Raw genomic sequence first — 25,869 nt, forward strand, 5'->3', positions numbered from 1 at the left:
CGATGCCGAGAGACAACGGGAAGTTTTCACCGGACGTGATGGAGCGTCAAGGTCGTTGACCACAACGGCTGTTGAGCTGATCGCCAGTGACCACCGGCCGGTACGTGCCGGATGTCCGCTACCTGTACGCGTGGTCCCGCATGTCGGTTCAGCGCACCGCCAGCACGGCCGAACCGTGTCCGAACAAGCCCTGGTTCGCGGTGATTCCGGCCCGTGCCCCGACCACCTGGCGAGACCCCGCGGCTCCCCGTAACTGCCAGGTGAGCTCGCAGACCTGCGCGATGGCCTGAGCGGGCACGGCCTCCCCGAACGACGCGAGGCCGCCACTGGTGTTGACCGGGATGCGCCCCCCGAGTGCGGTCGCCCCGTCCCGTACGAGCTTGGCCCCCTCGCCCGCGCCGCACAGCCCGAGGTCCTCGTACCACTCCAATTCCAGGGCCGTGGACAGGTCGTACACCTCGGCCAGCGACAGCTCGTCCGGCCCGATGCCCGCCTCCTCGTACGCGGCCCGCGCGATGGATGACCGGAAGGAGTGCGGGGACGGTTCCGCGCCGGCCGCCGAGTCGGTCGCGATGTCGGGCAGGTCGAGCACCGCCTTGGGGTAGGTGGGCGTGACCGTGGAGACCGCGCGGATGCGGACCGGGTCGGTGGCGCCGTGCCGACGGGCGAAGTCCACACTGCTCAACACGAGGGCAGCGGCGCCGTCCGAGGTGGCGCAGATGTCGAGCAGCCGCAGCGGGTCCGCGACGACCGCGGATGCGGCGACCTCCTCGACGGTGACCGCCTTGCGGTAGCGGGCGTTCGCGTTGAGCGCGCCGGCCGCCGCGTTCTTCACCTTGACCTGCGCGAAGTCGTCCACGGTGTCCCCGTACAGGGCGATGCGGCGGCGGGCGTAGAGCCCGAAATAGGCCGGGTTCGTCGCGCCGAGCACCCGGAACCTCAGCCAGTCCGGATCGTCGGGCCGGTCGCCGCCGGCCGGTGCGAAGAACCCCTTCGGCGCCGCATCGGCCCCCACCACGAGCACCACATCGGCGAGCCCGGCCAGGATCTGCGCCCGCGCCGCGCCGATCGCCTGGGCCCCCGACGCGCAGGCCGCGTACACACTGGTCACCCGCGCGCCCTGCCAGCCGAGCGCCTGCGCGAAGGTCGCCCCCGCCACATAGCCCGGATACCCGCAGCGCACGGTGTCGGCGCCCACCACCGACTGCACGTCGCTCCAGTCGATCCCCGCATCCGCGAGCGCGGCCCGCGCCGCGACGGTCCCGTACTGGACGAAACTCCGTCCCCACTTGCCCCACGGGTGCATCCCCGCCCCCAGGACCGCGATGTCACCGCTCATGCCGTCGCCTCCACGGGCCGCCAGTTCCAGGTCGTCCAAGTGGTCTCCGTGTCCTCGTTGAGCACCCCGGGCACCACCTCGACCTCCATCCCGACCGCCAGGTCGGCGGTGCTCACCCCGGGCGCGGCCTGGCCGAGCACCACCATCCGCTCGGCAGCCAGCTCGACGGCGACGAGGGTGTACGGCTCCCACGGCGTCCCGGGGTCCGAGGCGTAGGGAGCGGGTGGCCGGTAGCGCCCGTCGGTGTACGACCACACGCGCCCCCGCTTGGAGAGCGGCACCTGGGTGAGCTCGCCGCCCTCGCAGGCGGGATTGCGGCAGAAGGAGTCCTCGCGCGGGAAGAACACGGAGGCGCAGGCGCCGCACCGGGTGCCGAGCAGCCGGAAGTCCTGCCCCTCCGTCCCCTCGGTGACCGTGAACCAGCCCGCGACCACAGGCGTACGCGTGCGCATGTCTGTCAAGTCCCCTTCCACTACTCACTTCTGACGGAACGTCAGAAGTGTGCCACGGGCGTGCCGGCTTGGGGAGGGGCCATGGGTCGACGGCCGTGTACTCAGCGGTTCTCGGCGAGCCACTTGGCGGCGATCTCCCCCAGCTCCCGGTCACGCCCGGCCAGCATCATCCGGATCATCTGGCGGTCCCCGCGCAGCGACCATCCGGGGTGGCCGAAGGTGGCCGGATTGTTCCCCTCGATGAACCAGTGCGCGGGCCAGGCGGTGCCGTACCCGATGAGCGGCAACGCCAGCGCGTACCGCTTGCGTCCGCGCGCCAGCCCGTACGCGCTCACGGCGAGTCCGGTGAGAGTGCCGGTCAGATGCACCCAGCGGGTGGCGGCCCTGGAGTGCATCGCCACGTAGTAGGGCCAGAATTCCTCGTACGAATCGAACGTCGGCTGCGTCATGGGGGCGAACCTAGTCGTTCGTCGCAGAACCGGATACGGCCGGTTCGCGTCCGAGAAGACACGGGGGCGGCGAAGGCGGAGCGGGCGTCCAGGGCCCACGGGGTGGCCCCGGACGCCCGCCCGCGTCGCTCAGTGCCCGGCCACCGAGCGTCGCGCCACCGGGAAGTCGAAATAGGTGTCGGGGAACGGCTCCGGCTGGAAGGTGAAGTGCCACCACTCCTCGGGGAGGTTCACGAAGCCCTGCGCTTCCAGCGTGCTCTTCAGGAACTGGCGATGGGCCCGCTGAACGCCCTGGATGCGCGGGTCGTCGGTGTGCGCCAGGGTGTCGAAGCAGTCGAATCCGGTCCCCATGTCGAGGGAGTTGTCCGGGAACCGCTGGCTCTGCGGCGCGTAGCACGGCACGAGGGGCTGCCCGGGGTGGTACGGCGGGGTCGGCAGCGCGGGCAGCTTCACGATCGTCAGATCCATCGTGCTGCCCCGGCTGTGCCCGGACTTCGCCGCGATGTACCCGTCCGCGAACAGCCTCGACTTGTCGACGTCCGGATAGAACTCCGCCTTCATCTTCACGTCGTCCAGATCCTTCGCCCAGCGCACGAACTGGTCGACGGCCCGCTGCGGGCGGTAGCAGTCGTACACCTTCAGGGAGTAGCCCTGTCGCAGCAGTCCCAGCTGCGCCCGGTGCAGCGCCTCGGCGGCGGGGCGGGTCAGGATGCACAGGGGCTGCCGGTAGCCGTCGATCGGCTCGCCGACGAAGTCGTGCGGGGTGATGTAGCGCATCTCCTGGATGATCGAGCGGTCGACGGAGCTGAGCGCCACGAACTCCTCCGGCGCCTTCGGCTCGGGCGCCGCCTGCGCGGTGGGGGAGAGGAGGGCGACGGCGAGCAGCGCGGCAGCGGCCGCGACCAGGCCGCGCAGTCCCGTCCTCGGTGATGTCATACGGATTCGTGTCATGCGCACACCGTCTATCAGCTCAACTGGGCGGCGGGAAAGGCGAATCGGGGGAATAGAGGATCGGGGGAATCGGCGGGGGCGGTCGGCGGGAATGGTGGATCGGGGAGGGAGACGGATCGGGGAGGGAGGGGGCGGGCGCGGATTGCGACGGGCGAGGTGTGCCAACTGGTGGGGCAGTCGGATCGGCTGGAGTCCGCTAGGGTCCGCGCGTGACCGCATCCTCGAAGCTTCCCCTCCTGGATTCCCACTGCGGTGCGTGCGGGGCACGGTACCCCGAGCCGGACGGCGAGTGGCCCCGCGTCTGCACGCCCTGCGGCACCATCGCGTACCGCAATCCGCTCCCCGTTGCCATCGCGCTGCTTCCGGTCTTCGACGCGCGCGGTACGGGGCTCGTCGTCATCACCCGCACCATCGAACCGCAGCGGGGCGGCGTCGCCCTGCCCGGCGGTTTCGTGGACCTTGGTGAAACCTGGCAGAACGCGGTCATCCGCGAACTCAAGGAGGAGACCGGCATCGAGGCCACGGTCACCGAGGTCCGCCTCGCCGACGCGCTGAGCTCCCCGCAACACCTCCTGCTGTTCGGCCTGTTGCCGCCCCGCCCGGCCGCCACGCTGCCGCGCTCGCTCCCGACCGACGAAACCGAAGGCTGGCAACTTCTGTACGAGCCAGCCGAGTTGGCGTTTCCGCTGCATACGGAAGCAATGCGGAAGTGGTTCGAGGGGGCGTACGGATAGGGGATACCTCGGCGTGGGCCGAGCGGCATGCCGACGAGGAGCGGGCGCCGAAGGCGGCCGCCAGCCAGTCGACGAGCCTCGGGCATACCCGGTCTCAGCGCACCAACCCCCGCACCCGGACCGGGTACCCGACCTCGCCGTTCGCGCCGCCGTTGGCTCGCTCGACCACGACCCGGCCGTTGATCACGCGGGTGACGAACCGCTCGACCTTCGCCCCGTCCCATCCGTCCCCGGTGTCCCGTACGACTGTTCCGCCCCCGGTCCGCCCGGCGGCCGGTGCCCACACCTCCAGTTCCAGCCCGCCGTCGTCGCCGCGCACCGGAACCACCGAACCCGCCCGTGCGAGCACCGGGATCCGGGACAGCGGGGCGTTCAGCAGCACCTGGCCGGGGCCGTCGTGCGCCTCGCCGGTCGCGGTGTCGTACCACCGCCCGCGCGGCAGCCGCACCGCCCGCCGGACGGTGCCCCGCTCAAGGACCGGAGCCACCAGGAATGCGTCGCCGAGGAGGAAGGAGTCCTCGCAGTCGCGCAGCGCCCGGTCGCCCGGCGCACCCCACCACACGGGGCGCACATAGGGCGCCCCGCTGAGCCGGGCCAGCTGGGCCAGGGTCACGAAGTACGGGCGCAGCCGCTCCCGTTCGGCCAGCGCGGCCCGCGCCTGCTCCAGCACCTTCGGTCCGAACTCCCAGGGCTCGCGCCGACCCGCCCAGATCGCCGCGTGCGTACGGAAGAGGGGCAGCCAGGCACCCAGCTGGAACCAGCGCAGATACAGCTCCGGCGAGGGGCTTCCGTCGAAGCCACCCACGTCCGGCCCCGAGTACGGCACCCCGCACAGGCCGAGGCCCAGCACCAGGGAGAGCGAGGCGCGCAGCCCCGGCCAGCCGGTGGTCACATCGCCGGACCAGGTGCCTCCGTAACGCTGCATCCCGGCCCACCCGGAGCGTGTGAAGAGGAACGGCCGCTCATCGGGGCGCAGCAGGCGCAGCCCCTCGTACCCGGCGCGGGCCATGGAGAGGCCGTACACATTGTGGGCCTCACGGTGGTCGCCGCCCCGGCCGTCGAGGTCGTGCCGGGCGGAGCGGGGCAGCGTCGGATCGCCGAAGGGCGCGAAGGACACCGGCTCGTTCATGTCGTGCCACACCCCGGCGAACCCCTGGTCGAGCCGTTCCTGGTAGAGCCCGCCCCACCAGATACGTGCCTTCGGATCGGTGAAGTCCGGATAGGCGCACTCCCCGGGCCACACCTCTCCCCGCACCTCGTGCCCGCGTGCGTCCTGGACGAAGGCACCGGCGGCGAGGCCGCTCTCGTACACCGGGTTGCCGCCGTCCGCCTTGACCGCCGGGTCGACGATCGAGACGAGCCGCACCCCGTTCTCCGCCAGATCCTTGGCCAGCCGCGGCAGGTCGGGGAAGGCGTCCCGATCGACCGTGAAGACCTGGTGCGCGTCGTAGTGGTCGATGTCCAGATGCAGCGCGGACAGCGGCAGCCGGCGCTCGGTGTACCCGGCGACGACCCGCCGCACCTCCCGCTCACTGCCGAATCCCCAGCGCGCGTGCTGGTACCCGAGCGCCCACGACGGCGGCAGTGCGGGCGCGCCGGTGAGCCCGCTCCAGCCCCGCAACACGCGGGCGGGTGTGCCCGCCATCACCCAGCAGCGCAGCGGGCCGCCGTCCATGCGCAGCTCGCTCGCACCCGGCCTGTCGTGCCCCGACCCCGCACCCTCCTCTCCTTCGCGCAGCATCACCCGGCCGTCCCAGGTGTTGTCGTAGAACGCCAGATGCGTCCCCGCGTCGGCCACGACCAGCTGCACCGGCATGGTGATGTACAGCGGGTCGTCGCCCGGGGCGAAGCCGCCGCGAGGGTCGGTGTTCCACAGGCGGTACGTCCCGTCGCGCAACCGGGGCCCGTCGGCGCGACCGCCGAGCCCGAAGAACCGCGCGTCGGCGGCCACTTCGGACCGCTGCTGCCAGCGGGCCGGTCCGCCGCCGACCGGCTCCCACCAGCGCGGCGGCAGCTCCCGCCGCAGCACGATCCCGCCCGGTGTGCACACGTCCACCGCGCCGTGCCGGGAGATGACCACCGTCAGCCGCTCGGAGACGACCCGCCAGCCGCCGTCCTTGTCCGGCTCCAGTGACGCCCTCGGGTCCGGCTCGGGCGCGCTGCCGTTCAGGGCGTACGACGGCTCGGGCCCGGCCCCGTCCCAGCCCCAGAACACCGCGCCGCCCGCCGCGACCCGCACGTCGAGCTCGGAGCGCGCGAACCGCACGACCCCGCCGCCGGGCCGGGGCTCGGCATCGGTCACCGCTCCCGGCACCCGAGCCCGCTCCGGCCCGCGCGCCGACAGCTCCCGGGCATCCGCCCGACGCCGCCGCAGCGCCGAGCGCATCGCCCGAAGGCCCTGTACCGTGCCGACCGCCTTCACCGAGCGCACCAGGTCATCGCCGTTCATGCAGCTCACCCTGCCACCCGGACGGCCCTGCGTGCGGTTCGTTCAACTGCCGTTCATCCGTGGTGGCACCACATGGCCCGGTATCCGACTATGGGTGGCACACCCTGGTGCGGAAGACGATCACATGGCATCGTCCCTGTCAGCCGCCTCACGCGCACACCCCTGAGCGTGTGCGCGGGAAACACGCACATCACGCGTTACAGCCCGGGAGCCGACCCATGACCTCAGCAGCGCACCCCGCTCCGCAGCCCGAGCCCTTGTGGCAGCCGGACTCCGACCGCATCGCCGCCGCGCGGATCACCCGCTTCCAGGCCTGGGCCGCCGAGCGCTACGGAGCACCGGCCGAGGGCGGATACCCGGCTCTCCACCGCTGGTCCGTCGCGGAGCTCGACACCTTCTGGCAAGCCGTGGCCGACTGGTTCGACATCCGCTTCTCCTCCCCGTACGAAGCTGTCCTTGCTGATCGAACGATGCCCGGTGCCCAGTGGTTCCCGGGCGCCACACTGAACTACGCGGAACACGCCCTGCGCACAGCCGAGGACTCCGCCCGCGCCGAAACTCCGGCACTGCTTCACGTCGACGAGACGCACGAACCCGTGGGGATCAGCTGGTCCGAACTCCGGCGCCAGGTCGGCTCGCTCGCGGCCGAACTGCGCGCCCTCGGCGTCCGCCCCGGCGACCGGGTGAGCGGCTATCTGCCCAACGTCCCGCAGGCCGTCACCGCGCTGCTCGCCTCCGCCGCCGTCGGCGCGGTCTGGACCTCCTGCGCCCCCGACTTCGGTGCCCGCAGCGTCCTCGACCGCTTCCAGCAGGTCGAGCCGGTCGTCCTGTTCACCGTCGACGGCTACCGCTACGGCGGCAAGGAGCACGACCGCACGGACGTGGTCGCGGAACTGCGCCGCGAACTGCCCACGCTGCGCGCCGTGGTGCACATCCCGCTCCTCGGCACACCGGCCCCCGAAGGCACCCTCGAATGGTCCGCCCTCACCTCGGCCGACACGGAGCCGGTCTTCGAGCAGGTGCCCTTCGACCACCCCCTGTGGGTCCTGTACTCCTCCGGTACGACGGGGCTGCCCAAGGCGATCGTGCAGTCCCAGGGCGGCATCCTGCTCGAACACTTCAAGCAGCTCGGCCTGCACTGCGACCTCGGCCCCGAGGACCGCTTCTTCTGGTACACGTCGACCGGCTGGATGATGTGGAACTTCCTCGTCTCCGGCCTGCTCACCGGCACCACGGTCGTGCTGTACGACGGCAGTCCGGGGTTCCCCGACACGGGCGCCCAGTGGGGGGTGGCCGAGCGCACCGGGGCCACCCTGTTCGGCACGTCGGCCGCGTACGTCATGGCCTGCCGCAAGGCCGAGGTCCACCCGGCCCGCGAGCACGACCTGTCCCGCGTCAAGTGCGTGGCCACCACCGGCTCGCCGCTGCCGCCCGACGGTTTCCGCTGGCTCCACGACGAGGTGCGCGAAGACCTGTGGATCGCCTCGGTCAGCGGTGGCACCGACGTCTGCTCCTGCTTCGCAGGAGCGGTCCCGACGCTTCCGGTGCACATCGGCGAGCTCCAGGCGCCCTGCCTGGGCACCGACCTCCAGGCCTGGGACCCGCAGGGCAGGGCCGTCACCGGCGAGGTCGGCGAACTCGTCGTCACCAACCCCATGCCGTCCATGCCGATCCGCTTCTGGAACGACCCCGACGGCGGCCGCTACCGCGACAGCTACTTCGACATGTTCCCGGGCGTGTGGCGCCACGGCGACTGGATCACCCTCACCGACCACGGCTCGGTGATCATCCACGGCCGCTCCGACTCCACCCTCAACCGCCAAGGCGTGCGCATGGGCTCGGCCGACATCTACGAGGTCGTCGAACGCCTCCCGGAGATCCGCGAATCGCTCGTCATCGGTCTCGAAGAGCCGGACGGCGGCTACTGGATGCCGCTCTTCGTGCACCTCGCCGAGGGCGCCGTCCTGGACGAGTCCCTCCGTGCGAAGATCAAGCAGGCGATCCGCGAACAGCTCTCGCCCCGCCATGTCCCCGACGAGATCATCGAGGCCCCGGGTGTCCCGCACACCCTTACGGGCAAGCGCATCGAGGTCCCGGTCAAGCGCCTCCTCCAAGGCACAGCCCTCGACAAGGCGGTCAACCCCGGCTCGGTCGACAACCTCGACCTGCTGCGCTTCTACGAGGACATCGCCCGCAAGCGCGCCTGATCAGCCCCCGTACGTGGCCTCGGACTCGCCAAGCACATCGGCGAAGTCCGAGGCCAGCCGCGCCGCCGCAGCGGGCTCCAGACCGGCCACGGTGATGCGTACCCCAGGCGGCGCGGCCATCCGGAAGCGCGCCCCGGCCGCCACCCACCAGCCGCGCGTGCGCAGCCCGTTGACGACGGCCGACTCGTCGCGCACCGGCACCCACACGTTCATCCCGCTCGCCGCGTGAGCCGCGATCCCGCGCTGCCCCAACTCCTTGACGAACGCCCCACGCCGCTCCCTATAGGCGTCCTCGGCCCGCCTCACCAATAGCTGAGCCGACGGGTCGTCCAGCAAGGTCAGCACCGCCGCTTGCAGCAGATGACTCACCCATCCGGAGGTGAGCAGCAGCCGCCCGTCGTGCCGCGCCAGCGTCACCGGATCGCACGCCGCCGCCGCCCACCGCAGATCCGTTCCCAGGTACTTCGTCACGGTCCGCACCTGTGCCCACCGCGAAAGCCCGCCATCCGTAAGGGTGTTGAGCGCAGAGCCCGCGATCTCGGCGGCGTGGTCGTTCTCGATCACCAGCACTTCGGGCGTCTGCCTCAGCACCTCGACCAGCTCATCGCGCCGCCGCCCGGAGAAGCAGCCTCCGTACGGATTCTGCGCCCGCGGGCTGTACACGACGGCCCGCGCTCCGGCGCGCAGTGCCTCCCGCAGAGCCTGAGGCCGCATGCCCTCGTCGTCGACGGCCACCGCGATCGTGCGCAGCCCCATCGCCTGGAGCAGATCGAGCAGATGGTGGTAACCGGGATCCTCCATGGCCACCGCGTCCCCGGGCCGCAGCTCGGTCGTCAGTAGTCGCGCGATGCAGTCGAGCGCCCCGTGCGCGAACGTCACGGCGCCGGACGGTACCCCGTCGGCGTCAAACCAGGCCCGTACCCGCCGCTCCAACTCCGGCAGCCGGGGCGCGGACCGGTGCGAGCGGGGCCCCGTCGACGGTGTGACGAGCCTCGGCAGATCCGGCAGGAACGCGGCGTCGGGGTGGCCGCCCGCCAGATCGATCAGCCCGTCGGGCACCTTGGGCGGCCGCCGCGACGCCACGGCCGGCGCCGCGGCCACCACGGTTCCGCCGCGTCCGCGGGTGACGACCAGACCGCGCCGACGCAGCTCCTTGTAGGCGGTGGCCACCGTGCCGGGGCTCACCGTCAGCTCGTCGGCAAGCCTGCGCACCGGCGGAAGTGCGTCGCCGGGCTCCAGGGCCCCGTCGGCGACCGCACGCTCCACGGACGCGGCAATCCCCTTGGCTGTCGTACCAGAGATCGAATATTGTGTTGCCACGTTCCAAATTATGTATCAATACATAAGTCGGGTCAAGGGGGAAGCGATGAGCTGGAACAGTAGGCGTGCTGCACTGTGGGAACGCATCCCAGGAGGCCTCGACGGCCGCCGGATGCTCTCGGTCGCCTTCGTCGACCGAACCGGCAGCGGCCTCTGGGAAGCCGTCTCCGTTCTCTACTTCACCTACGTGGCAGGGCTCTCCCTCGCCCAGATCGGCACCCTGGTCGCCGCGTCCGGAGCCATCGGCATCGCGGGCGCCCCCATCGGTGGCCGCATCGCCGACCGGCTGCCCCTCACCCGCGTACTGGTCGCCTTCCAAGTGCTGCGCGCCATCGCGGCGTTCGCCCTCCTGACCACCGACAACTTCGCGCTCCTGCTCCTGTTCGCATCCATGGGGAGCTTCGGCGACCGCTCGGCGAACGTCCTCACCAAGCTGTACGCGGCCCGGATCGCCGGCGCCGACCGCGTCCGCTACCAGGCCGTCAGCCGGACCGTCGCGAACGCGGGCTGGGCCGTGGGCGGCCTGGCCGCCGCGGGAGCCCTCGCCGTCGGCTCCGTCGGCGCCTACCAGTGGCTGCTCGCGTGCAACGCCGTCTCCTTCCTCGGCTCCGCCCTCATCACTGCACTCTGCGCGGAACCCGAGACGCCCTCGCGCACAGTCGCCAAGTCCGGCGATCCAGTAGCCCAGTTGAAGTCGGCCAACCCCTGGCGTGACCGCCGCTACCTGGCGTTCGTAGCCACCGAGACCGTGCTCTTCCTCGACGACGCAGTGTTCAAGATCGGCCTGCCGCTCTGGATCGTGCACGCCACCGACGCCCCGCACGGACTCGTCCCCCTGCTCATGGTGCTCAACAACGTGATGGTGGTGGGCCTTCAGGTCCCGCTCGCGCGATGGGGCGCCACCACCCCGAAGGCTCGCCAACTGCTCCTGCCGCTCAGCGGGGTCTTCGCCTTCGCGGGTGTGGCGATCGCGGCCTCCGCGGCCCATGGAGCGGCCCTCGCCACCGTCTTCCTCGTCACCGCGGCGGCCGCCTTCACCCTCGCCGAAATCCTCCACGCGACCATCTCCTGGGAACTCTCGATCGCCCTCGCACCCGACCACGCTCAAGGCGCCTACCTCGGAGTGCACGGGCTCGCGCAGTCCGTCCAGCGCAGCGTGGGCCCGCTCGCGGTCACCGCGGCCATCGCGACCGGCCCGGCCGGCTGGCTCACCTTCGGCACCGTCATCGCGGGGACCTGCCTGGTCCAGCACCGCATGGTCGGACGAAGCCTGGAACGGACGGCACTGTCAGTGCCATCGGTTACGTTGAGTGAGCATTGATCGACACCGTGCTCAGGGGGAAACATGGCGCACGCCCACCACACCCGGACCATCCGGCGCACACTGCGCCGTGAAATGCCGAGCACCGTCGGCCTCATCGCCGACGCGCACGACTTCACGGCCATGACGAGATACCGCTCCTTCGTCTTTGACGACCACGCGACCTATCTGCGGCAGGTGGACGGACTCCTCCGCTCGCTGGCCGCCCAGGGCGCACACACGACGGTCGCCCTCTTCGACCCGGACGAGTTCACCGAGTTCTGTACGTCGGCGGGCCTGGACCCGGACAGTCCCGACAGCCGCACCCGCTTCACCGCGGAACTGGCGGCGGGCGGCGCCTGCGTGGCGTACGCGGGTCAGCCCATCGACAGCCTCGTCCCGCAGCTCATCAACACAGCTGTCCGGAAAGCCACTTGGGAGTACGCGACACTGGTCCTCGCCGAGGCGGGGGAGTGCGCGGAATGCGGTCAGGACATCGGCCGGGCCGCGTTCGACAGTGCTTCGCACCTCCTCCTGACCCTGCTGGAAACGGCCGGTTCGGGGACCCACCACCTCGTGTGCAGCGTCCCCGCACAGAAAGAGCACCTCATCGCGGTCCTCCACGCCCACCGGCAGGGGACCGACCCGGCGCACCTCGACGAGACGGACACCGCGCAGTTCGTCACCGTCCTCGCGGCAGGCATCGCCCTGAACAGCTCGGGAGGGCTGGTACTCCGCACGACCGAACCGGGATGCCCGGACCGACTGCACGGCTGGCGCCTGCACCACGGACGGCTCGATCCGCTGACCGAGGGCGAGGTCTTCAGCGCCTACTGCACGGACGCCGAGACGGGCGATCCCCTCTCTCCCGAACCGGACGTCGAATACCGCCCCGGCTTCCCCATCGATCAACCGGACAACCACCACTGACATCACGGCATCCAGCTTCAGCGACGTCACCGGAGGGACAAAGAAGAGGGACAGAGAAACAGAGGAAGGGAACGGGAAAACAGGGGAGGGGCTCCCTGCCGCGCTCGCGACGGGAAGCCCCTCTCACACCGGATTCACCACCCGGAGGTCACTCGCCGGACAGCACCGCCTGGGCGGCCTTGCGGGCATCCTCGGCAGTGTCCGCGGCGCGCGCCGCGGCAGCCGCACGCTCGCACTGCGCCAGCGTGTACTTCGCCAGCGTCGCACGCACGTAAGGAATGGACGCCGCACCCATCGACAGGCTGGTGACGCCCAGACCAGTCAGCACACACGCCAGCAGCGGATCGGAGGCAGCCTCACCACACACACCACAGCTCTTCCCCTCGGCTTTGGCGGCCTCGGCGGACATGGCGATCAGGTCGAGCAGCGCGGGCTGCCACGGGTCCTGAAGGCGGGAGACCGCGCCCACCTGACGGTCGGCGGCAAAGGCGTACTGCGCCAGGTCGTTGGTGCCCAGCGACAGGAACTCGACCTCCTGGAGGATCGAGCGGGCCCGCAGCGCGGCGGAGGGAATCTCCACCATCGCACCGAACTTCGCCTGCAGCCCGGCCGCGCGGCACGCGTCCGCGAACGCCTTGGCGTCGGTACGGTCGGCCACCATCGGCGCCATGACCTCTAGGTACACGGGCAGCCCCGCAGCGGCCTTGGCCAGCGCGGTCAGCTGCGTCCGCAGCACCTCGGGGTGATCGAGCAGCGAGCGCAGACCGCGCACGCCGAGCGCCGGGTTCGGCTCATCGGCCGGAGTCAGGAAGTCGAGCGGCTTGTCCGCGCCCGCATCCAGGACCCGCACCACGACACGCCCCTCGGGGAACGCCTCAAGAACCTTGCGGTACGCCTCGACCTGCTTCTCCTCCGACGGCGCCTTCGCCGAGTCGTCGAGGAAGAGGAACTCGGTACGGAAGAGACCGACACCCTCGGCGCCCGCGTCCACCGCGGCCGGAACATCGGCGGGACCACCGACGTTGGCAAGCAGCGGAACCTTGTGGCCGTCCGAGGTCGCACCCGGACCGGAGGAGGCGGACAGCGCGGCCCTGCGCTCGGCCGCGGCCCGCTCAAGCTCGGCGCGCTTCTCCTCGCTCGGCTCCACGAAGATCTCGCCCGTGCTGCCGTCCACAGCGACGAGCGTGCCTTCGGCCAGCTCACCTGCGCCCGGCAGGGCCACGATCGCGGGCACTCCGAGCGCCCTCGCGAGAATGGCACTGTGGCTGGTGGGCCCGCCCTCTTCGGTCACGAAACCGAGCACCAGCGTCGGGTCGAGCAGCGCGGTGTCGGCCGGCGCGAGGTCCCGGGCGATGAGCACGTACGGCTCGTCGCTGTCCGGTACGCCCGGCATCGGCACGCCGAGCAGACGCGCCACGATCCGGTTCCGTACATCGTCGAGATCGGCGACGCGCCCCGCCATGTACTCACCGGCGCCCGCGAGCAGCTCACGGTAGTGCGAGAACGCGTCGTACACGGCCCGCTCGGCGGTGCTGCCGACGATGATGCGCCGGTCGACATCGGCCATGAGCTCCGGGTCCTGGGCGATCATCGCCTGGGCTTCCAGCACGGCCTGAGCCTCGCCGCCGGCCAGATTGCCACGCGCCATCAGGTCGGCCGCCACAGCTTCCACGGCCTGGCGAGCGCGCCCCTGTTCGCGCTCGTGCTCCGACGCCGGAATCTGCTTGGCAGGCGGTTCCAGAACCGCCGTGCCCATGTGCCGAACCTCGCCGATCGCCACACCGTGGCTCACGCCGACGCCTCGCAGCGTTGTCTCCATCTCACCCGTCTCCGATAGTCGCGGCGGTCAACGCCGCCGCAGTGGTTGTCCGTCCAGCGCGCCGCCGCAGCGGCGCAAACGTCACTGCCAGCTGAACAGTGCGTCGCCGGCCTTCACGTCGCCGCTCTCGACGACATCGGAGAGGGAGTCGGTGGTGGCTTCGAGAGCCACGACCGGACAGATGGCCGACTTGCCGGCGGCTTCGACGGCGGCCGGGTCCCAGCGCACGATCTCCTGGCCACGCGTCACGGTGTCGCCCTTGCTGACGAGGAGCTCGAAGCCCTCGCCGTTGAGCTGAACGGTGTCGATTCCGAGGTGTGTCAGTACACCGTGGCCCTCTTCGTCGACGACGACGAAGGCGTGCGGGTGCAGGGACACAACCACGCCGCCCACGGGCGCCACGGCCGCCGACGGCTCACGTACGGGATCAATAGCGGTGCCGGGGCCCACCATCGCGCCGGAAAAGACGGGGTCTGGTACTGCAGCGAGCCCGATGGCCTGTCCGGCAAGTGGGGACATCACGGTCGTCATGGGGAGCCTCCCAGGGGTGGAGCTTCAAGTGTCGCCGTCACTACCTGTCCTGGACGGCGTACTGGTCAGAAGGGTAAGTCACAGGAAGTCCCAGTTCCGCATGAGAGGTGCCAGTTGGCGGCCCTAGGTGCACACCGGAAACGATTTGCCTCAACTCCCGGTGGCCTGTACTGTCGTACTCCTGCCTGACCCCATCACGACACTGTGATTCGGCGGTCGGCGGCACCTACCAAGTCCCGATCCTAACCCGGATCTTCGGCTCTGCATGCTTGCGGAGACGGTGGTCCGGAAGACGGAAAAGACTTGCTAGAGTCTGAATCGCCGGAAAGCCGAAAGGCCGGAAAGCGAAAGCCCGCTCCAGCGGGTGGCAGAAACGGAATTCGGATCTGCTAAGCTGGAAACACGAAATACCGAAGGGAAGCGCCCGGAGGAAAGCCCGAGAGGGTGAGTACAAAGGAAGCGTCCGTTCCTTGAGAACTCAACAGCGTGCCAAAAGTCAACGCCAGATTGACAACCCCGTATCCGTTTCGGCGGATCGAGGTTCCTTTGAAAAGTCCTGTTCCGCTCTTGTGGTGGGCAGGCAACAACACAGCGAGGACGCTGTGGACGACCGGCCTTATTCCGGCATGGTCGTCCCGCTCTTACGTGATGTGTGCACCCGATATCGGGTAAACATTCATGGAGAGTTTGATCCTGGCTCAGGACGAACGCTGGCGGCGTGCTTAACACATGCAAGTCGAACGATGAAGCCCTTCGGGGTGGATTAGTGGCGAACGGGTGAGTAACACGTGGGCAATCTGCCCTTCACTCTGGGACAAGCCCTGGAAACGGGGTCTAATACCGGATAACACTCCTCAGGGCATCTTGGGGGGTTAAAAGCTCCGGCGGTGAAGGATGAGCCCGCGGCCTATCAGCTTGTTGGTGGGGTGATGGCCTACCAAGGCGACGACGGGTAGCCGGCCTGAGAGGGCGACCGGCCACACTGGGACTGAGACACGGCCCAGACTCCTACGGGAGGCAGCAGTGGGGAATATTGCACAATGGGCGAAAGCCTGATGCAGCGACGCCGCGTGAGGGATGACGGCCTTCGGGTTGTAAACCTCTTTCAGCAGGGAAGAAGCGAAAGTGACGGTACCTGCAGAAGAAGCGCCGGCTAACTACGTGCCAGCAGCCGCGGTAATACGTAGGGCGCAAGCGTTGTCCGGAATTATTGGGCGTAAAGAGCTCGTAGGCGGCTTGTCACGTCGGATGTGAAAGCCCGGGGCTTAACCCCGGGTCTGCATTCGATACGGGCTAGCTAGAGTGTGGTAGGGGAGATCGGAATTCCTGGTGTAGCGGTGAAATGCGCAGATATCAGGAGGAACACCGGTGGCGAAGGCGGATCTCTGGGCCATTACTGACGCTGAGGAGCGAAAGCGTGGGGAGCGAACAGGATTAGATACCCTGGTAGTCCACGCCGTAAACGTTGGGAACTAGGTGTTGGCGACATTCCACGTCGTCGGTGCCGCAGCTAACGCATTAAGTTCCCCGCCTGGGGAGTACGGCCGCAAGGCTAAAACTCAAAGGAATTGACGGGGGCCCGCACAAGCAGCGGAGCATGTGGCTTAATTCGACGCAACGCGAAGAACCTTACCAAGGCTTGACATATACCGGAAACGGCTAGAGATAGTCGCCCCCTTGTGGTCGGTATACAGGTGGTGCATGGCTGTCGTCAGCTCGTGTCGTGAGATGTTGGGTTAAGTCCCGCAACGAGCGCAACCCTTGTTCTGTGTTGCCAGCATGCCCTTCGGGGTGATGGGGACTCACAGGAGACTGCCGGGGTCAACTCGGAGGAAGGTGGGGACGACGTCAAGTCATCATGCCCCTTATGTCTTGGGCTGCACACGTGCTACAATGGCCGGTACAAAGAGCTGCGATGCCGTGAGGCGGAGCGAATCTCAAAAAGCCGGTCTCAGTTCGGATTGGGGTCTGCAACTCGACCCCATGAAGTCGGAGTTGCTAGTAATCGCAGATCAGCATTGCTGCGGTGAATACGTTCCCGGGCCTTGTACACACCGCCCGTCACGTCACGAAAGTCGGTAACACCCGAAGCCGGTGGCCCAACCCCTTGTGGGAGGGAGCTGTCGAAGGTGGGACTGGCGATTGGGACGAAGTCGTAACAAGGTAGCCGTACCGGAAGGTGCGGCTGGATCACCTCCTTTCTAAGGAGCACAGCACCGTCTGCAGACAAATGTTCTGCACGGTCAGCTCATGGGTGGAACGTTGACTATTCGGCGCTCTTGGTCAACTCGGGCCGCTAGTACTGCTCTTCGGAGCGTGGAACACGGAACGAGGCGATGGAGAGGGCCGGGCACGCTGTTGGGTATCTGAAGGCACGGGCTTTGCCTGTTGGTCTTCGGTCGCCGGCCCCAGTGCACTCGAACCGGTTGGTTCGGGGTGATGGGTGGCTGGTCGTTGTTTGAGAACTGCACAGTGGACGCGAGCATCTGTGGCCAAGTTTTTAAGGGCGCACGGTGGATGCCTTGGCACCAGGAACCGATGAAGGACGTGGGAGGCCACGATAGTCCCCGGGGAGCCGTCAACCAGGCTTTGATCCGGGGGTTTCCGAATGGGGAAACCCGGCAGTCGTCATGGGCTGTCACCCATACCTGAACACATAGGGTATGTGGAGGGAACGAGGGGAAGTGAAACATCTCAGTACCCTCAGGAAGAGAAAACAACCGTGATTCCGGGAGTAGTGGCGAGCGAAACCGGATGAGGCCAAACCGTATGCGTGTGATACCCGGCAGGGGTTGCGCATGCGGGGTTGTGGGATCTCTCTTTCACAGTCTGCCGGCTGTGAGGCGAGTCAGAAACCGTTGGTGTAGGCGAAGGACATGCGAAAGGTCCGGCGTAGAGGGTAAGACCCCCGTAGCTGAAACATCAACGGCTCGTTTGAGAGACACCCAAGTAGCACGGGGCCCGAGAAATCCCGTGTGAATCTGGCGGGACCACCCGCTAAGCCTAAATATTCCCTGGTGACCGATAGCGGATAGTACCGTGAGGGAATGGTGAAAAGTACCGCGGGAGCGGAGTGAAATAGTACCTGAAACCGTGTGCCTACAAGCCGTGGGAGCGTCGCTGTATGTGCTTGCACATGCAGTCGTGACTGCGTGCCTTTTGAAGAATGAGCCTGCGAGTTAGCGGTGTGTAGCGAGGTTAACCCGTGTGGGGAAGCCGTAGCGAAAGCGAGTCCGAATAGGGCGTTTGAGTTGCACGCTCTAGACCCGAAGCGGAGTGATCTAGCCATGGGCAGGTTGAAGCGGCTGTAAGAGGTCGTGGAGGACCGAACCCACCAGGGTTGAAAACCTGGGGGATGACCTGTGGTTAGGGGTGAAAGGCCAATCAAACTCCGTGATAGCTGGTTCTCCCCGAAATGCATTTAGGTGCAGCGTCGTGTGTTTCTTGCCGGAGGTAGAGCACTGGATAGGCGATGGGCCCTACCGGGTTACTGACCTTAGCCAAACTCCGAATGCCGGTAAGTGAGAGCGCGGCAGTGAGACTGTGGGGGATAAGCTCCATGGTCGAGAGGGAAACAGCCCAGAGCATCGACTAAGGCCCCTAAGCGTACGCTAAGTGGGAAAGGATGTGGAGTCGCAGAGACAACCAGGAGGTTGGCTTAGAAGCAGCCACCCTTGAAAGAGTGCGTAATAGCTCACTGGTCAAGTGATTCCGCGCCGACAATGTAGCGGGGCTCAAGCGTACCGCCGAAGTCGTGTCATTCCAGCACATACCTCTAACGGGGGCTGGGATGGGTAGGGGAGCGTCGTGTGCCGGGTGAAGCTGCAGCGGAAGCTAGTGGTGGACGGTTCACGAGTGAGAATGCAGGCATGAGTAGCGATACACACGTGAGAAACGTGTGCGCCGATTGACTAAGGGTTCCTGGGTCAAGCTGATCTGCCCAGGGTAAGTCGGGACCTAAGGCGAGGCCGACAGGCGTAGTCGATGGACAACCGGTTGATATTCCGGTACCCGCTTTGAAACGCCCAATATCGAATCAGACGATGCTAAGCCCGTGAAGCCGCCCTGATCTCTTCGGAGTTGAGGGGAGTGGTGGAGCCGGTGACCCGGATCTGTAGTAGGTAAGCGATGGGGTGACGCAGGAAGGTAGTCCAGCCCGGGCGGTGGTTGTCCCGGGGTAAGGGTGTAGGACGTTGTCTAGGCAAATCCGGACAACACATAGTCTGAGACCTGATGCCGAGCCGATTGTGGTGAAGTGGATGATCCTATGCTGTCGAGAAAAGCCTCTAGCGAGTTTCATGGCGGCCCGTACCCTAAACCGACTCAGGTGGTCAGGTAGAGAATACCGAGGCGTTCGGGTGAACTATGGTTAAGGAACTCGGCAAAATGCCCCCGTAACTTCGGGAGAAGGGGGCCATCACTGGTGATCCGATTTACTCGGTGAGCTGGGGGTGGCCGCAGAGACCAGCGAGAAGCGACTGTTTACTAAAAACACAGGTCCGTGCGAAGCCGTAAGGCGATGTATACGGACTGACGCCTGCCCGGTGCTGGAACGTTAAGGGGACCGGTTAGTGATCTTTCGGGGTTGCGAAGCTGAGAACTTAAGCGCCAGTAAACGGCGGTGGTAACTATAACCATCCTAAGGTAGCGAAATTCCTTGTCGGGTAAGTTCCGACCTGCACGAATGGCGTAACGACTTCTCGACTGTCTCAACCATAGGCCCGGTGAAATTGCACTACGAGTAAAGATGCTCGTTTCGCGCAGCAGGACGGAAAGACCCCGGGACCTTTACTACAGTTTGATATTGGTGTTCGGTTCGGCTTGTGTAGGATAGGTGGGAGACTTTGAAGCGGCCACGCCAGTGGTTGTGGAGTCGTCGTTGAAATACCACTCTGGTCGTGCTGGATGTCTAACCTCGGTCCGTGATCCGGATCAGGGACAGTGTCTGATGGGTAGTTTAACTGGGGCGGTTGCCTCCTAAAGAGTAACGGAGGCGCCCAAAGGTTCCCTCAGCCTGGTTGGCAATCAGGTGTTGAGTGTAAGTGCACAAGGGAGCTTGACTGTGAGACCGACGGGTCGAGCAGGGACGAAAGTCGGGACTAGTGATCCGGCGGTGGCTTGTGGAAGCGCCGTCGCTCAACGGATAAAAGGTACCCCGGGGATAACAGGCTGATCTTCCCCAAGAGTCCATATCGACGGGATGGTTTGGCACCTCGATGTCGGCTCGTCGCATCCTGGGGCTGGAGTCGGTCCCAAGGGTTGGGCTGTTCGCCCATTAAAGCGGTACGCGAGCTGGGTTTAGAACGTCGTGAGACAGTTCGGTCCCTATCCGCTGCGCGCGCAGGAACATTGAGAAGGGCTGTCCCTAGTACGAGAGGACCGGGACGGACGAACCTCTGGTGTGCCAGTTGTCCTGCCAAGGGCATGGCTGGTTGGCTACGTTCGGAAAGGATAACCGCTGAAAGCATCTAAGCGGGAAGCCTGCTTCGAGATGAGTGTTCCCACCTCCTTGAGAGGGTAAGGCTCCCAGTAGACGACTGGGTTGATAGGCCAGATGTGGAAGCCTCGTAAGGGGTGGAGCTGACTGGTACTAATAGGCCGAGGGCTTGTCCTCAGTTGCTCGCGTCCACTGTGTTTGTTCTGAAGCAATGAACAGCTGTCAGAGCCCCTGCTTGGGGTTCCGGTGTTCAACTTCATAGTGTTTCGGTGGTCATAGCGTTAGGGAAACGCCCGGTTACATTCCGAACCCGGAAGCTAAGCCTTTCAGCGCCGATGGTACTGCAGGGGGGACCCTGTGGGAGAGTAGGACGCCGCCGAACAATTTTTGGGGAAAGCCCCGCATCATGGTCCTTCGGGATCACGGTGCGGGGCTTTTCTGCGTTTACAGCCGCACTGGAAGGAAGGGTTCCCCCGCCCCCCTGTGCATCCGCCGGCCCGCCCTGACGGTAGGGTCAGGGAGCATCGTTGGCACGTTTCCCACAGGAGGCCCCCGGGTGGAGGTCCAGGAGACTCGCGTTCAGACGGACCGGGTGCTCACCATCCCCAATATTCTCAGCATGGCGCGCCTCGTTGGCGTACCCCTCTTCCTGTGGCTGATTCTTCGCCCCGTCTTTGGCGGACCCAACAGTGATGGCTGGGCCCTGCTGGTCCTCGCGCTGAGTGGCGTCAGTGACTACCTGGATGGGAAGCTGGCCAGGCGGTGGAACCAGATCAGCAACCTCGGGCGGCTACTCGACCCGGCCGCCGACCGGTTGTACATCCTTTCCACTCTGGTCGGGCTCACCTGGCGAGAGATCCTCCCGATTTGGTTGACCGCTGCCCTTGTCGCCCGAGAGCTGATGCTTCTGGTGATGGTGGGAATCCTTCGCCGCCACGGCTATCCGCCGCCCCAGGTGAACTTCTTGGGGAAGGCGGCCACGTTCAACCTGATGTACGCCTTCCCTCTGCTACTGCTCAGCGACGGGCATGGGTGGCTGGCCTACCTTGCGGCGATTTTCGGATGGGCGTTCGCAGGGTGGGGTACAACTCTGTATTGGTGGGCAGGAATCCTCTACGTGGTTCAGGTCCGTCGGTTGGTCAAGGCGGACGTAGCGGCCGATTGAGCTCGGCGGCGCGGCCCCGGTGGTGAGCCGGCATACGCGCGTGACGCCAGTGGGCCTCGCCGGACGGGCGAAGTCGGCCAGACCGTCGTCTCTTCAAGGAGGACGTTTCCGACATGAAGGCCGTCGTTATGGCTGGTGGCGAAGGCACACGCCTTCGCCCCATGACCTCGAGCATGCCCAAGCCGCTCCTGCCGGTGGTCAACCGGCCGATCATGGAGCATGTGCTGCGGCTACTCAAGCGGCATGGGCTCAATGAGACCGTCGTAACCGTGCAGTTCCTGGCATCGCTCGTCAGGAACTACTTCGGTGACGGAGAAGAGCTCGGGATGGAGCTCACCTATGCCAATGAGGAGAAGCCGCTCGGCACCGCGGGTAGCGTAAAGAACGCCGAGGAAGCCCTCAAGGACGATGCCTTCCTGGTCATTTCCGGTGATGCCCTCACCGACTTCGATCTGACCGATCTCATCAACTTTCACAAGGAGAAGGGCGCACTGGTCACGGTGTGCCTGACCCGCGTGCCCAATCCCCTCGAATTCGGCATCACCATTGTCGACGAAGAGGGGAAGGTCGAGCGTTTTCTGGAGAAGCCCACCTGGGGTCAGGTGTTCTCGGACACCGTCAATACGGGCATCTATGTGATGGAGCCCGAGGTATTCGACTATGTCGAGGCGGACAAGTCCGTCGACTGGTCAGGGGACGTGTTCCCCCAGCTCATGAAGGAAGGCAAGCCGATCTACGGCTATGTCGCCGAGGGCTACTGGGAGGACGTCGGCACGCACGAAAGCTACGTCAAGGCGCAGGCCGACGTGCTGGAGGGCAAGGTCGACGTCGAGATCGACGGCTTCGAGATCTCGCCCGGGGTATGGGTCGCGGAAGGTGCGGAGGTCCACTCGGACGCAGTGCTCCGGGGCCCCCTTTACATCGGGGACTACGCGAAGGTCGAAGCGGATGTGGAAATCCGTGAGCACACCGTCGTCGGTTCCAATGTCGTCGTGAAGAGCGGTGCCTTTCTGCACAAGGCCGTCGTCCACGACAACGTCTACATCGGGCAGCACAGCAATCTGCGTGGCTGCGTGATCGGCAAGAACACCGACATCATGCGGGCCGCCCGGATCGAGGACGGCGCCGTCATCGGGGACGAGTGCCTCGTCGGTGAGGAATCGATCGTCCAGGGCAACGTCAGGGTCTACCCCTTCAAGACCATTGAGGCGGGGGCCTTCGTCAACACCTCCGTCATCTGGGAATCGCGAGGGCAGGCCCATCTGTTCGGGGCGCGCGGCGTCTCCGGCATCCTCAACGTGGAGATCACTCCGGAACTCGCCGTACGTCTTGCGGGCGCGTACGCCACGACGCTGAAGAAGGGCTCGACCGTCACCACGGCCCGCGACCACTCCCGTGGCGCGCGAGCGCTCAAGCGGGCCGTCATCTCGGCGCTTCAGGCCAGCGCCATCGACGTAAGGGACCTGGAGAACGTTCCGTTGCCGGTGGCGCGGCAGCAGACCGCGCGGGGCAGCGCCGGCGGGATCATGATCCGTACGTCGCCCGGGGTCCCGGACTCCGTGGACATCATGTTCTTCGACGAGCGGGGAGCCGACCTCTCGCAGGGCGGGCAGCGCAAGCTTGACCGGGTCTACGCACGCCAGGAGTACCGGCGAGCCTTCCCCGGAGAGATCGGCGATCTGCAGTTTCCCTCCAGTGTCTTCGACTCGTACACCGGATCCCTGCTGCGCACGGCGGACACCACCGGCATCGCGGAGGCCGGTCTGAAGGTGGTCGTGGACGCCTCCAACGGAAGTGCCGGCCTGGTGCTGCCCAGCCTGCTGGGACGGCTCAAGGTGGACTCCCTGACCATCAATCCGGGTCTGGACGAGTCCCGGCCGACCGAGTCCGCCGAGAGCCGGCGGGCCGGGCTCGTGCGGCTCGGCGAGATCGTCGCCTCGGCGCGGGCCGCGTTCGGGGTGCGGTTCGACCCGGTCGGCGAGCGCCTCTCGCTGGTGGACGAACGGGGGCGGATCGTCGAGGACGACCGGGCGCTGCTCGTGATGCTTGACCTGGTCGCGGCCGAACGGCGCAGTGGGCGGGTGGCGCTGCCCGTCACGACCACCAGAATCGCCGAGCAGGTCGCGGCCTACCACGGCACGCAAGTGGAGTGGACGACCACCTCGCCCGACGATCTCACCCGGGTGTGCCGCGAAGAGAACACCATCTTCGGCGGGGACGGGCGTGGCGGGTTCATCGTGCCCGAGTTCAGCAGCGTCTTCGACGGCGCGGCCGCCTTCGTACGGCTCATCGGTCTCGTCGCGCGAACCCAGCTCACGCTCAGCCAGATCGACGCGCGGATTCCGCAGGCACACGTGCTGCGGCGGGACATCGCGACGCCGTGGGCGGTGAAGGGCATGGTGATGCGCCGGGTCGTGGAGGCGGCCGGTACGCGGTCGGTGGACACGACCGACGGCGTACGCGTGGTTGAGGCCGACGGCCGCTGGGTGATGGTGCTGCCCGACCCGGCGGAGGCGGTCACCCATTTGTGGGCCGAGGGGCCGGACGACGTATCGGCTCAGGCTCTTTTGGACGAGTGGGCCGCGGTGGTTGACAGCGCAGGTCACTGACGTCGTACGGGTGCGCCGGGCCGGCCGTGGAGGCGCGGCCCGGCGCATCGGTGGGGCCATTCGGTGGTAACGGCGCCGACGTGCGACGATGTGCGGCATGCCGCAGCAGCCCCCCGTTCGGAGCACCCCGTCTCCGCCTCCGCGTCCCGACGCGTCGATGTCGCTGCTGACCAACGTCATGGACCATGCCCTCGATGACGGGTACGCCGAGGCGACCGCCCGCCGCAAGGCCGAGGGCGATACGGGGGTGCCGCGCCCGTTGCGGGCCAAGCTCGGCCTCGCCGCGGGTCTGGTGCTCGCCGCCCTCGTGGTCACCGTGGGAGCCGCTCAGGCCCGCATCACCGCGCCCGTGGTCGCCAAGGAGCGCCAGGAGCTGATCAACCGGGTCGACTCCGAGACCAAGGCCGCGGACAAGCTGCAGAGCGATGTGGACGGCCTGCGGACCGAGGTCGGCGACCGGCAGCGCAAGGCGCTGGAAAAGCACGGCGGTGACCAGGGTGAGCTCGTGGCGCTGCTTTCCGGCGCCACCGAAGTGAACGGGCCGGGTGTGAAGCTGGTGGTCGACGACGCCAAGGACACCACTCAGGGCGACGGCAGCAGGCCGCGCGAGAGCACGACCTTCGCCGACACCGGCCGGGTGCGTGACCGGGACATGCAGCGGGTGGTCAACGGGCTGTGGCAGAGCGGGGCCGAGGCCATCGCCATCAACGGGCAGCGCCTGACCTCGTTCTCGGCGATCCGGGCCGCGGGCGACGCCATACTGGTCGACAACAAGCCACTGGTGCCGCCGTACACGGTGCTCGCGGTGGGGGACGGCAAGAAGTTGAGCAGCGACTTCCAGGACAGCGCGGACGGTCAGTATCTGCATGTGCTGCAGCAGAACTATGGCATCAGGAGCAGCATTTCGGTCGAGGCCGACGTGCGCCTCCCGGCGGCGCCGAGCCTCACCGTACGTACAGCAGAGCCAATGGCCACGGGCGCCGGCAAGGGCGCGGCCGACACAGGGAAAGGCACATCGTGATCGCCGTACTTGGCCTCGTCGTGGGAGTCGTGGTCGGACTGTTCGTCCGGCCCGAAGTGCCTGCGGTGGTCGAGCCGTATCTGCCGATCGCCGTGGTCGCGGCACTCGACGCGGTCTTCGGCGGGCTCCGGGCGATGCTCGACGGCATCTTCGTCGACAAGGTCTTCGTGGTGTCCTTCCTGTCGAACGTGGTGGTCGCGGCGCTGATCGTGTTCCTCGGTGACAAATTGGGTGTCGGCGCGCAGCTGTCGACCGGCGTCGTCGTGGTGCTCGGCATCCGGATCTTCTCCAACGCGGCCGCCATCCGGCGGCACGTCTTCAGGGCCTGAGGCGTATGAGCGACGTAGAGAACGCGCACGGGAACGACGACGAGCGGCCCGTCGACGCGCCGGGTGAACAGCCCGAGGCGAAGCCCGAGTTGACCGGGCGGCAGCGGCTCGTCGAGGGGCTGTGGCCGCCGCGGGCCAGTCGTGCCCAGCTCATCGTGGCGCTGCTCTTGTTCGTACTCGGCCTCGGGCTCGCCATCCAGGTGCGCTCCAACAGCGACAACAGTGCGCTGCGGGGCGCCCGCCAGGAGGACCTGGTGCGCATCCTCGATGAACTCGACTCGCGTACCAAGCGTCTTGACGATGAGAAGCAGCGCCTGGAGGGCCAGCGCACCGAGCTGGAGACCAGCTCCAACCAGGCGGAGGAGGCGCGCAAGCAGACCGTGGAGAAGGAGCGGCAGCTGGGCATCCTGGCCGGTACGGTCGCTGCGCAGGGCCCGGGGATCACGTTGACGATCAGCGATCCCAAGGGCGGTGTCGAGTCCGACAAGGTGCTTGACACGGTGCAGGAACTGCGTGCCGCGGGCGCCGAGGCGATGCAGATCAACGGGGTGCGGGTGGTGGCCAATACGTACTTCTCGGATGAGACGGGCGGCATCGGCGTCGACGGCAAGAAGATCGGCGCGCCCTACGTCTTCAAGGTGATCGGGAATCCGCAGGACCTTGAGCCGGCGCTCAACATCCCCGGTGGAGTGGTGCAGACTCTGGAGAAGGAGCAGGCCACGGCCACGGTGGCCCGTTCGGAGAAGATCATCGTGGACGCCTTGCGAGCCGCGAAGCGGCCTGACTACGCTCAGTCGTCATCGCACTGATGGGGGCAGGCGTGGGAG

General features: G+C 67.2%; 17 protein-coding genes and 3 rRNA genes. 12 read left to right on the forward strand and 8 right to left on the reverse strand.

Features of this window, described 5'->3' with window-relative positions:
- Positions 1–148: 148 nt before the first annotated feature.
- From OG522_RS30950 to OG522_RS30965, 4 genes are all read right to left on the reverse strand, one after another.
- On the reverse strand, positions 149–1,339 hold the full coding sequence (locus tag OG522_RS30950) for a lipid-transfer protein (RefSeq protein ID WP_329467805.1): 1,191 nt from the start codon (positions 1,337–1,339) through the stop codon (positions 149–151).
- Positions 1,336–1,791: a Zn-ribbon domain-containing OB-fold protein gene (locus OG522_RS30955; RefSeq protein WP_329466331.1), complete on the reverse strand. Its 456-nt coding sequence runs from the start codon at positions 1,789–1,791 to the stop codon at positions 1,336–1,338. The genes OG522_RS30950 and OG522_RS30955 overlap by 4 nt, the downstream gene beginning before the upstream one ends.
- Positions 1,792–1,892: 101 nt before the next feature.
- Entirely contained in the window at positions 1,893–2,240 is a 348-nt protein-coding gene (locus OG522_RS30960) for a DUF962 domain-containing protein (RefSeq protein ID WP_329466332.1), read from the reverse strand.
- A 129-nt stretch (positions 2,241–2,369) separates the two neighbouring features.
- Positions 2,370–3,176: a M15 family metallopeptidase gene (locus OG522_RS30965; protein WP_329467806.1), complete on the reverse strand. Its 807-nt coding sequence runs from the start codon at positions 3,174–3,176 to the stop codon at positions 2,370–2,372.
- 224 nt (positions 3,177–3,400) lie between these two features.
- Between OG522_RS30965 and OG522_RS30970 the strand changes: the two genes are divergently transcribed.
- Positions 3,401–3,925 carry an NUDIX hydrolase gene (locus OG522_RS30970; RefSeq protein WP_329466333.1) on the forward strand — a complete coding sequence of 175 codons (525 nt, stop codon included), beginning with the start codon at positions 3,401–3,403 and terminating at the stop codon, positions 3,923–3,925.
- 94 nt (positions 3,926–4,019) lie between these two features.
- On the opposite strand, the gene OG522_RS30975 is transcribed toward OG522_RS30970, so the two are convergent.
- The gene (locus tag OG522_RS30975; RefSeq protein WP_329466334.1) at positions 4,020–6,374 is read right to left on the reverse strand and encodes a glycoside hydrolase family 31 protein; all 2,355 of its coding nucleotides are present in this window, start codon (positions 6,372–6,374) and stop codon (positions 4,020–4,022) included.
- Positions 6,375–6,592: 218 nt separating this feature from the next.
- On the opposite strand from OG522_RS30975, the gene OG522_RS30980 reads away from it, so the two are divergent.
- Positions 6,593–8,581 (forward strand): acetoacetate--CoA ligase, encoded by a 1,989-nt coding sequence (locus OG522_RS30980; RefSeq protein WP_329466335.1) that lies wholly within the window; start codon positions 6,593–6,595, stop codon positions 8,579–8,581.
- Here OG522_RS30980 and OG522_RS30985 read toward each other — a convergent pair whose 3' ends face one another.
- Entirely contained in the window at positions 8,582–9,901 is a 1,320-nt protein-coding gene (locus tag OG522_RS30985; protein ID WP_329466336.1) for an aminotransferase class I/II-fold pyridoxal phosphate-dependent enzyme, read from the reverse strand.
- 46 nt (positions 9,902–9,947) lie between these two features.
- On the opposite strand from OG522_RS30985, the gene OG522_RS30990 reads away from it, so the two are divergent.
- Positions 9,948–11,222 (forward strand): MFS transporter, encoded by a 1,275-nt coding sequence (locus OG522_RS30990; RefSeq protein ID WP_329466337.1) that lies wholly within the window; start codon positions 9,948–9,950, stop codon positions 11,220–11,222.
- A gap of 24 nt (positions 11,223–11,246) precedes the next feature.
- Positions 11,247–12,131, forward strand: coding sequence for a hypothetical protein (locus tag OG522_RS30995; protein WP_329466338.1), 885 nt, complete (start codon positions 11,247–11,249; stop codon positions 12,129–12,131).
- Between the two features lie 148 nt (positions 12,132–12,279).
- Here OG522_RS30995 and ptsP read toward each other — a convergent pair whose 3' ends face one another.
- Together ptsP and OG522_RS31005 are read right to left on the reverse strand one after the other, a co-directional pair.
- Complete coding sequence (gene ptsP / locus OG522_RS31000; RefSeq protein ID WP_329466339.1) at positions 12,280–13,950, reverse strand: phosphoenolpyruvate--protein phosphotransferase; 1,671 nt, start codon at positions 13,948–13,950, stop codon at positions 12,280–12,282.
- A gap of 81 nt (positions 13,951–14,031) precedes the next feature.
- Complete coding sequence (locus OG522_RS31005; protein ID WP_329466340.1) at positions 14,032–14,481, reverse strand: PTS sugar transporter subunit IIA; 450 nt, start codon at positions 14,479–14,481, stop codon at positions 14,032–14,034.
- 675 nt (positions 14,482–15,156) lie between these two features.
- Here OG522_RS31005 and OG522_RS31010 point away from each other — a divergent pair.
- The 8 genes from OG522_RS31010 (at position 15,157) to OG522_RS31045 (ending at position 25,851) form a co-directional block, all read left to right on the forward strand.
- Positions 15,157–16,682: ribosomal RNA gene (locus OG522_RS31010) — 16S ribosomal RNA — on the forward strand.
- Positions 16,683–16,971: 289 nt separating this feature from the next.
- Positions 16,972–20,095, forward strand: a 23S ribosomal RNA gene (locus OG522_RS31015).
- An 88-nt stretch (positions 20,096–20,183) separates the two neighbouring features.
- A 5S ribosomal RNA gene (gene rrf / locus OG522_RS31020) occupies positions 20,184–20,300 on the forward strand.
- The 16S, 23S and 5S rRNA genes sit together here, the layout of an rRNA operon.
- Positions 20,301–20,474: 174 nt before the next feature.
- Entirely contained in the window at positions 20,475–21,083 is a 609-nt protein-coding gene (locus OG522_RS31025) for a CDP-alcohol phosphatidyltransferase family protein (protein WP_329466341.1), read from the forward strand.
- A 113-nt stretch (positions 21,084–21,196) separates the two neighbouring features.
- Complete coding sequence (locus OG522_RS31030) at positions 21,197–23,692, forward strand: mannose-1-phosphate guanyltransferase (RefSeq protein ID WP_329466342.1); 2,496 nt, start codon at positions 21,197–21,199, stop codon at positions 23,690–23,692.
- Positions 23,693–23,789: 97 nt separating this feature from the next.
- Complete coding sequence (locus tag OG522_RS31035) at positions 23,790–24,713, forward strand: DUF881 domain-containing protein (protein WP_329466343.1); 924 nt, start codon at positions 23,790–23,792, stop codon at positions 24,711–24,713.
- Positions 24,710–25,042 carry a small basic family protein gene (locus OG522_RS31040; protein WP_031069011.1) on the forward strand — a complete coding sequence of 111 codons (333 nt, stop codon included), beginning with the start codon at positions 24,710–24,712 and terminating at the stop codon, positions 25,040–25,042. The genes OG522_RS31035 and OG522_RS31040 overlap by 4 nt, the downstream gene beginning before the upstream one ends.
- Before the next feature lie 5 nt (positions 25,043–25,047).
- Positions 25,048–25,851 (forward strand): DUF881 domain-containing protein, encoded by an 804-nt coding sequence (locus tag OG522_RS31045; RefSeq protein ID WP_329466344.1) that lies wholly within the window; start codon positions 25,048–25,050, stop codon positions 25,849–25,851.
- Positions 25,852–25,869: the final 18 nt, after the last annotated feature.

Source organism: Streptomyces sp. NBC_01431 (assembly GCF_036231355.1).
Taxonomy (GTDB): Bacteria; Actinomycetota; Actinomycetes; order Streptomycetales; family Streptomycetaceae; genus Streptomyces.

Excerpts from the sequence above, each read along its gene's own strand:
- OG522_RS30990 (WP_329466337.1), top strand. The coding sequence starts at position 9,948 with ATGAGCTGGAACAGTAGGCGTGCTGCACTGTGGGAACGCATCCCAGGA.
- OG522_RS30975 (WP_329466334.1), bottom strand. The coding sequence starts at position 6,374 with ATGAACGGCGATGACCTGGTGCGCTCGGTGAAGGCGGTCGGCACGGTA.
- OG522_RS30955 (WP_329466331.1), bottom strand. The coding sequence starts at position 1,791 with ATGCGCACGCGTACGCCTGTGGTCGCGGGCTGGTTCACGGTCACCGAG.
- OG522_RS31030 (WP_329466342.1), top strand. The coding sequence starts at position 21,197 with ATGAAGGCCGTCGTTATGGCTGGTGGCGAAGGCACACGCCTTCGCCCC.
- OG522_RS30950 (WP_329467805.1), bottom strand. The coding sequence starts at position 1,339 with ATGAGCGGTGACATCGCGGTCCTGGGGGCGGGGATGCACCCGTGGGGC.
- OG522_RS30980 (WP_329466335.1), top strand. The coding sequence starts at position 6,593 with ATGACCTCAGCAGCGCACCCCGCTCCGCAGCCCGAGCCCTTGTGGCAG.
- OG522_RS30960 (WP_329466332.1), bottom strand. The coding sequence starts at position 2,240 with ATGACGCAGCCGACGTTCGATTCGTACGAGGAATTCTGGCCCTACTAC.
- OG522_RS30965 (WP_329467806.1), bottom strand. The coding sequence starts at position 3,176 with ATGACATCACCGAGGACGGGACTGCGCGGCCTGGTCGCGGCCGCTGCC.
- OG522_RS31045 (WP_329466344.1), top strand. The coding sequence starts at position 25,048 with ATGAGCGACGTAGAGAACGCGCACGGGAACGACGACGAGCGGCCCGTC.
- OG522_RS31005 (WP_329466340.1), bottom strand. The coding sequence starts at position 14,481 with ATGACGACCGTGATGTCCCCACTTGCCGGACAGGCCATCGGGCTCGCT.
- OG522_RS31035 (WP_329466343.1), top strand. The coding sequence starts at position 23,790 with ATGCCGCAGCAGCCCCCCGTTCGGAGCACCCCGTCTCCGCCTCCGCGT.
- ptsP (WP_329466339.1), bottom strand. The coding sequence starts at position 13,950 with ATGGAGACAACGCTGCGAGGCGTCGGCGTGAGCCACGGTGTGGCGATC.
- OG522_RS30995 (WP_329466338.1), top strand. The coding sequence starts at position 11,247 with ATGGCGCACGCCCACCACACCCGGACCATCCGGCGCACACTGCGCCGT.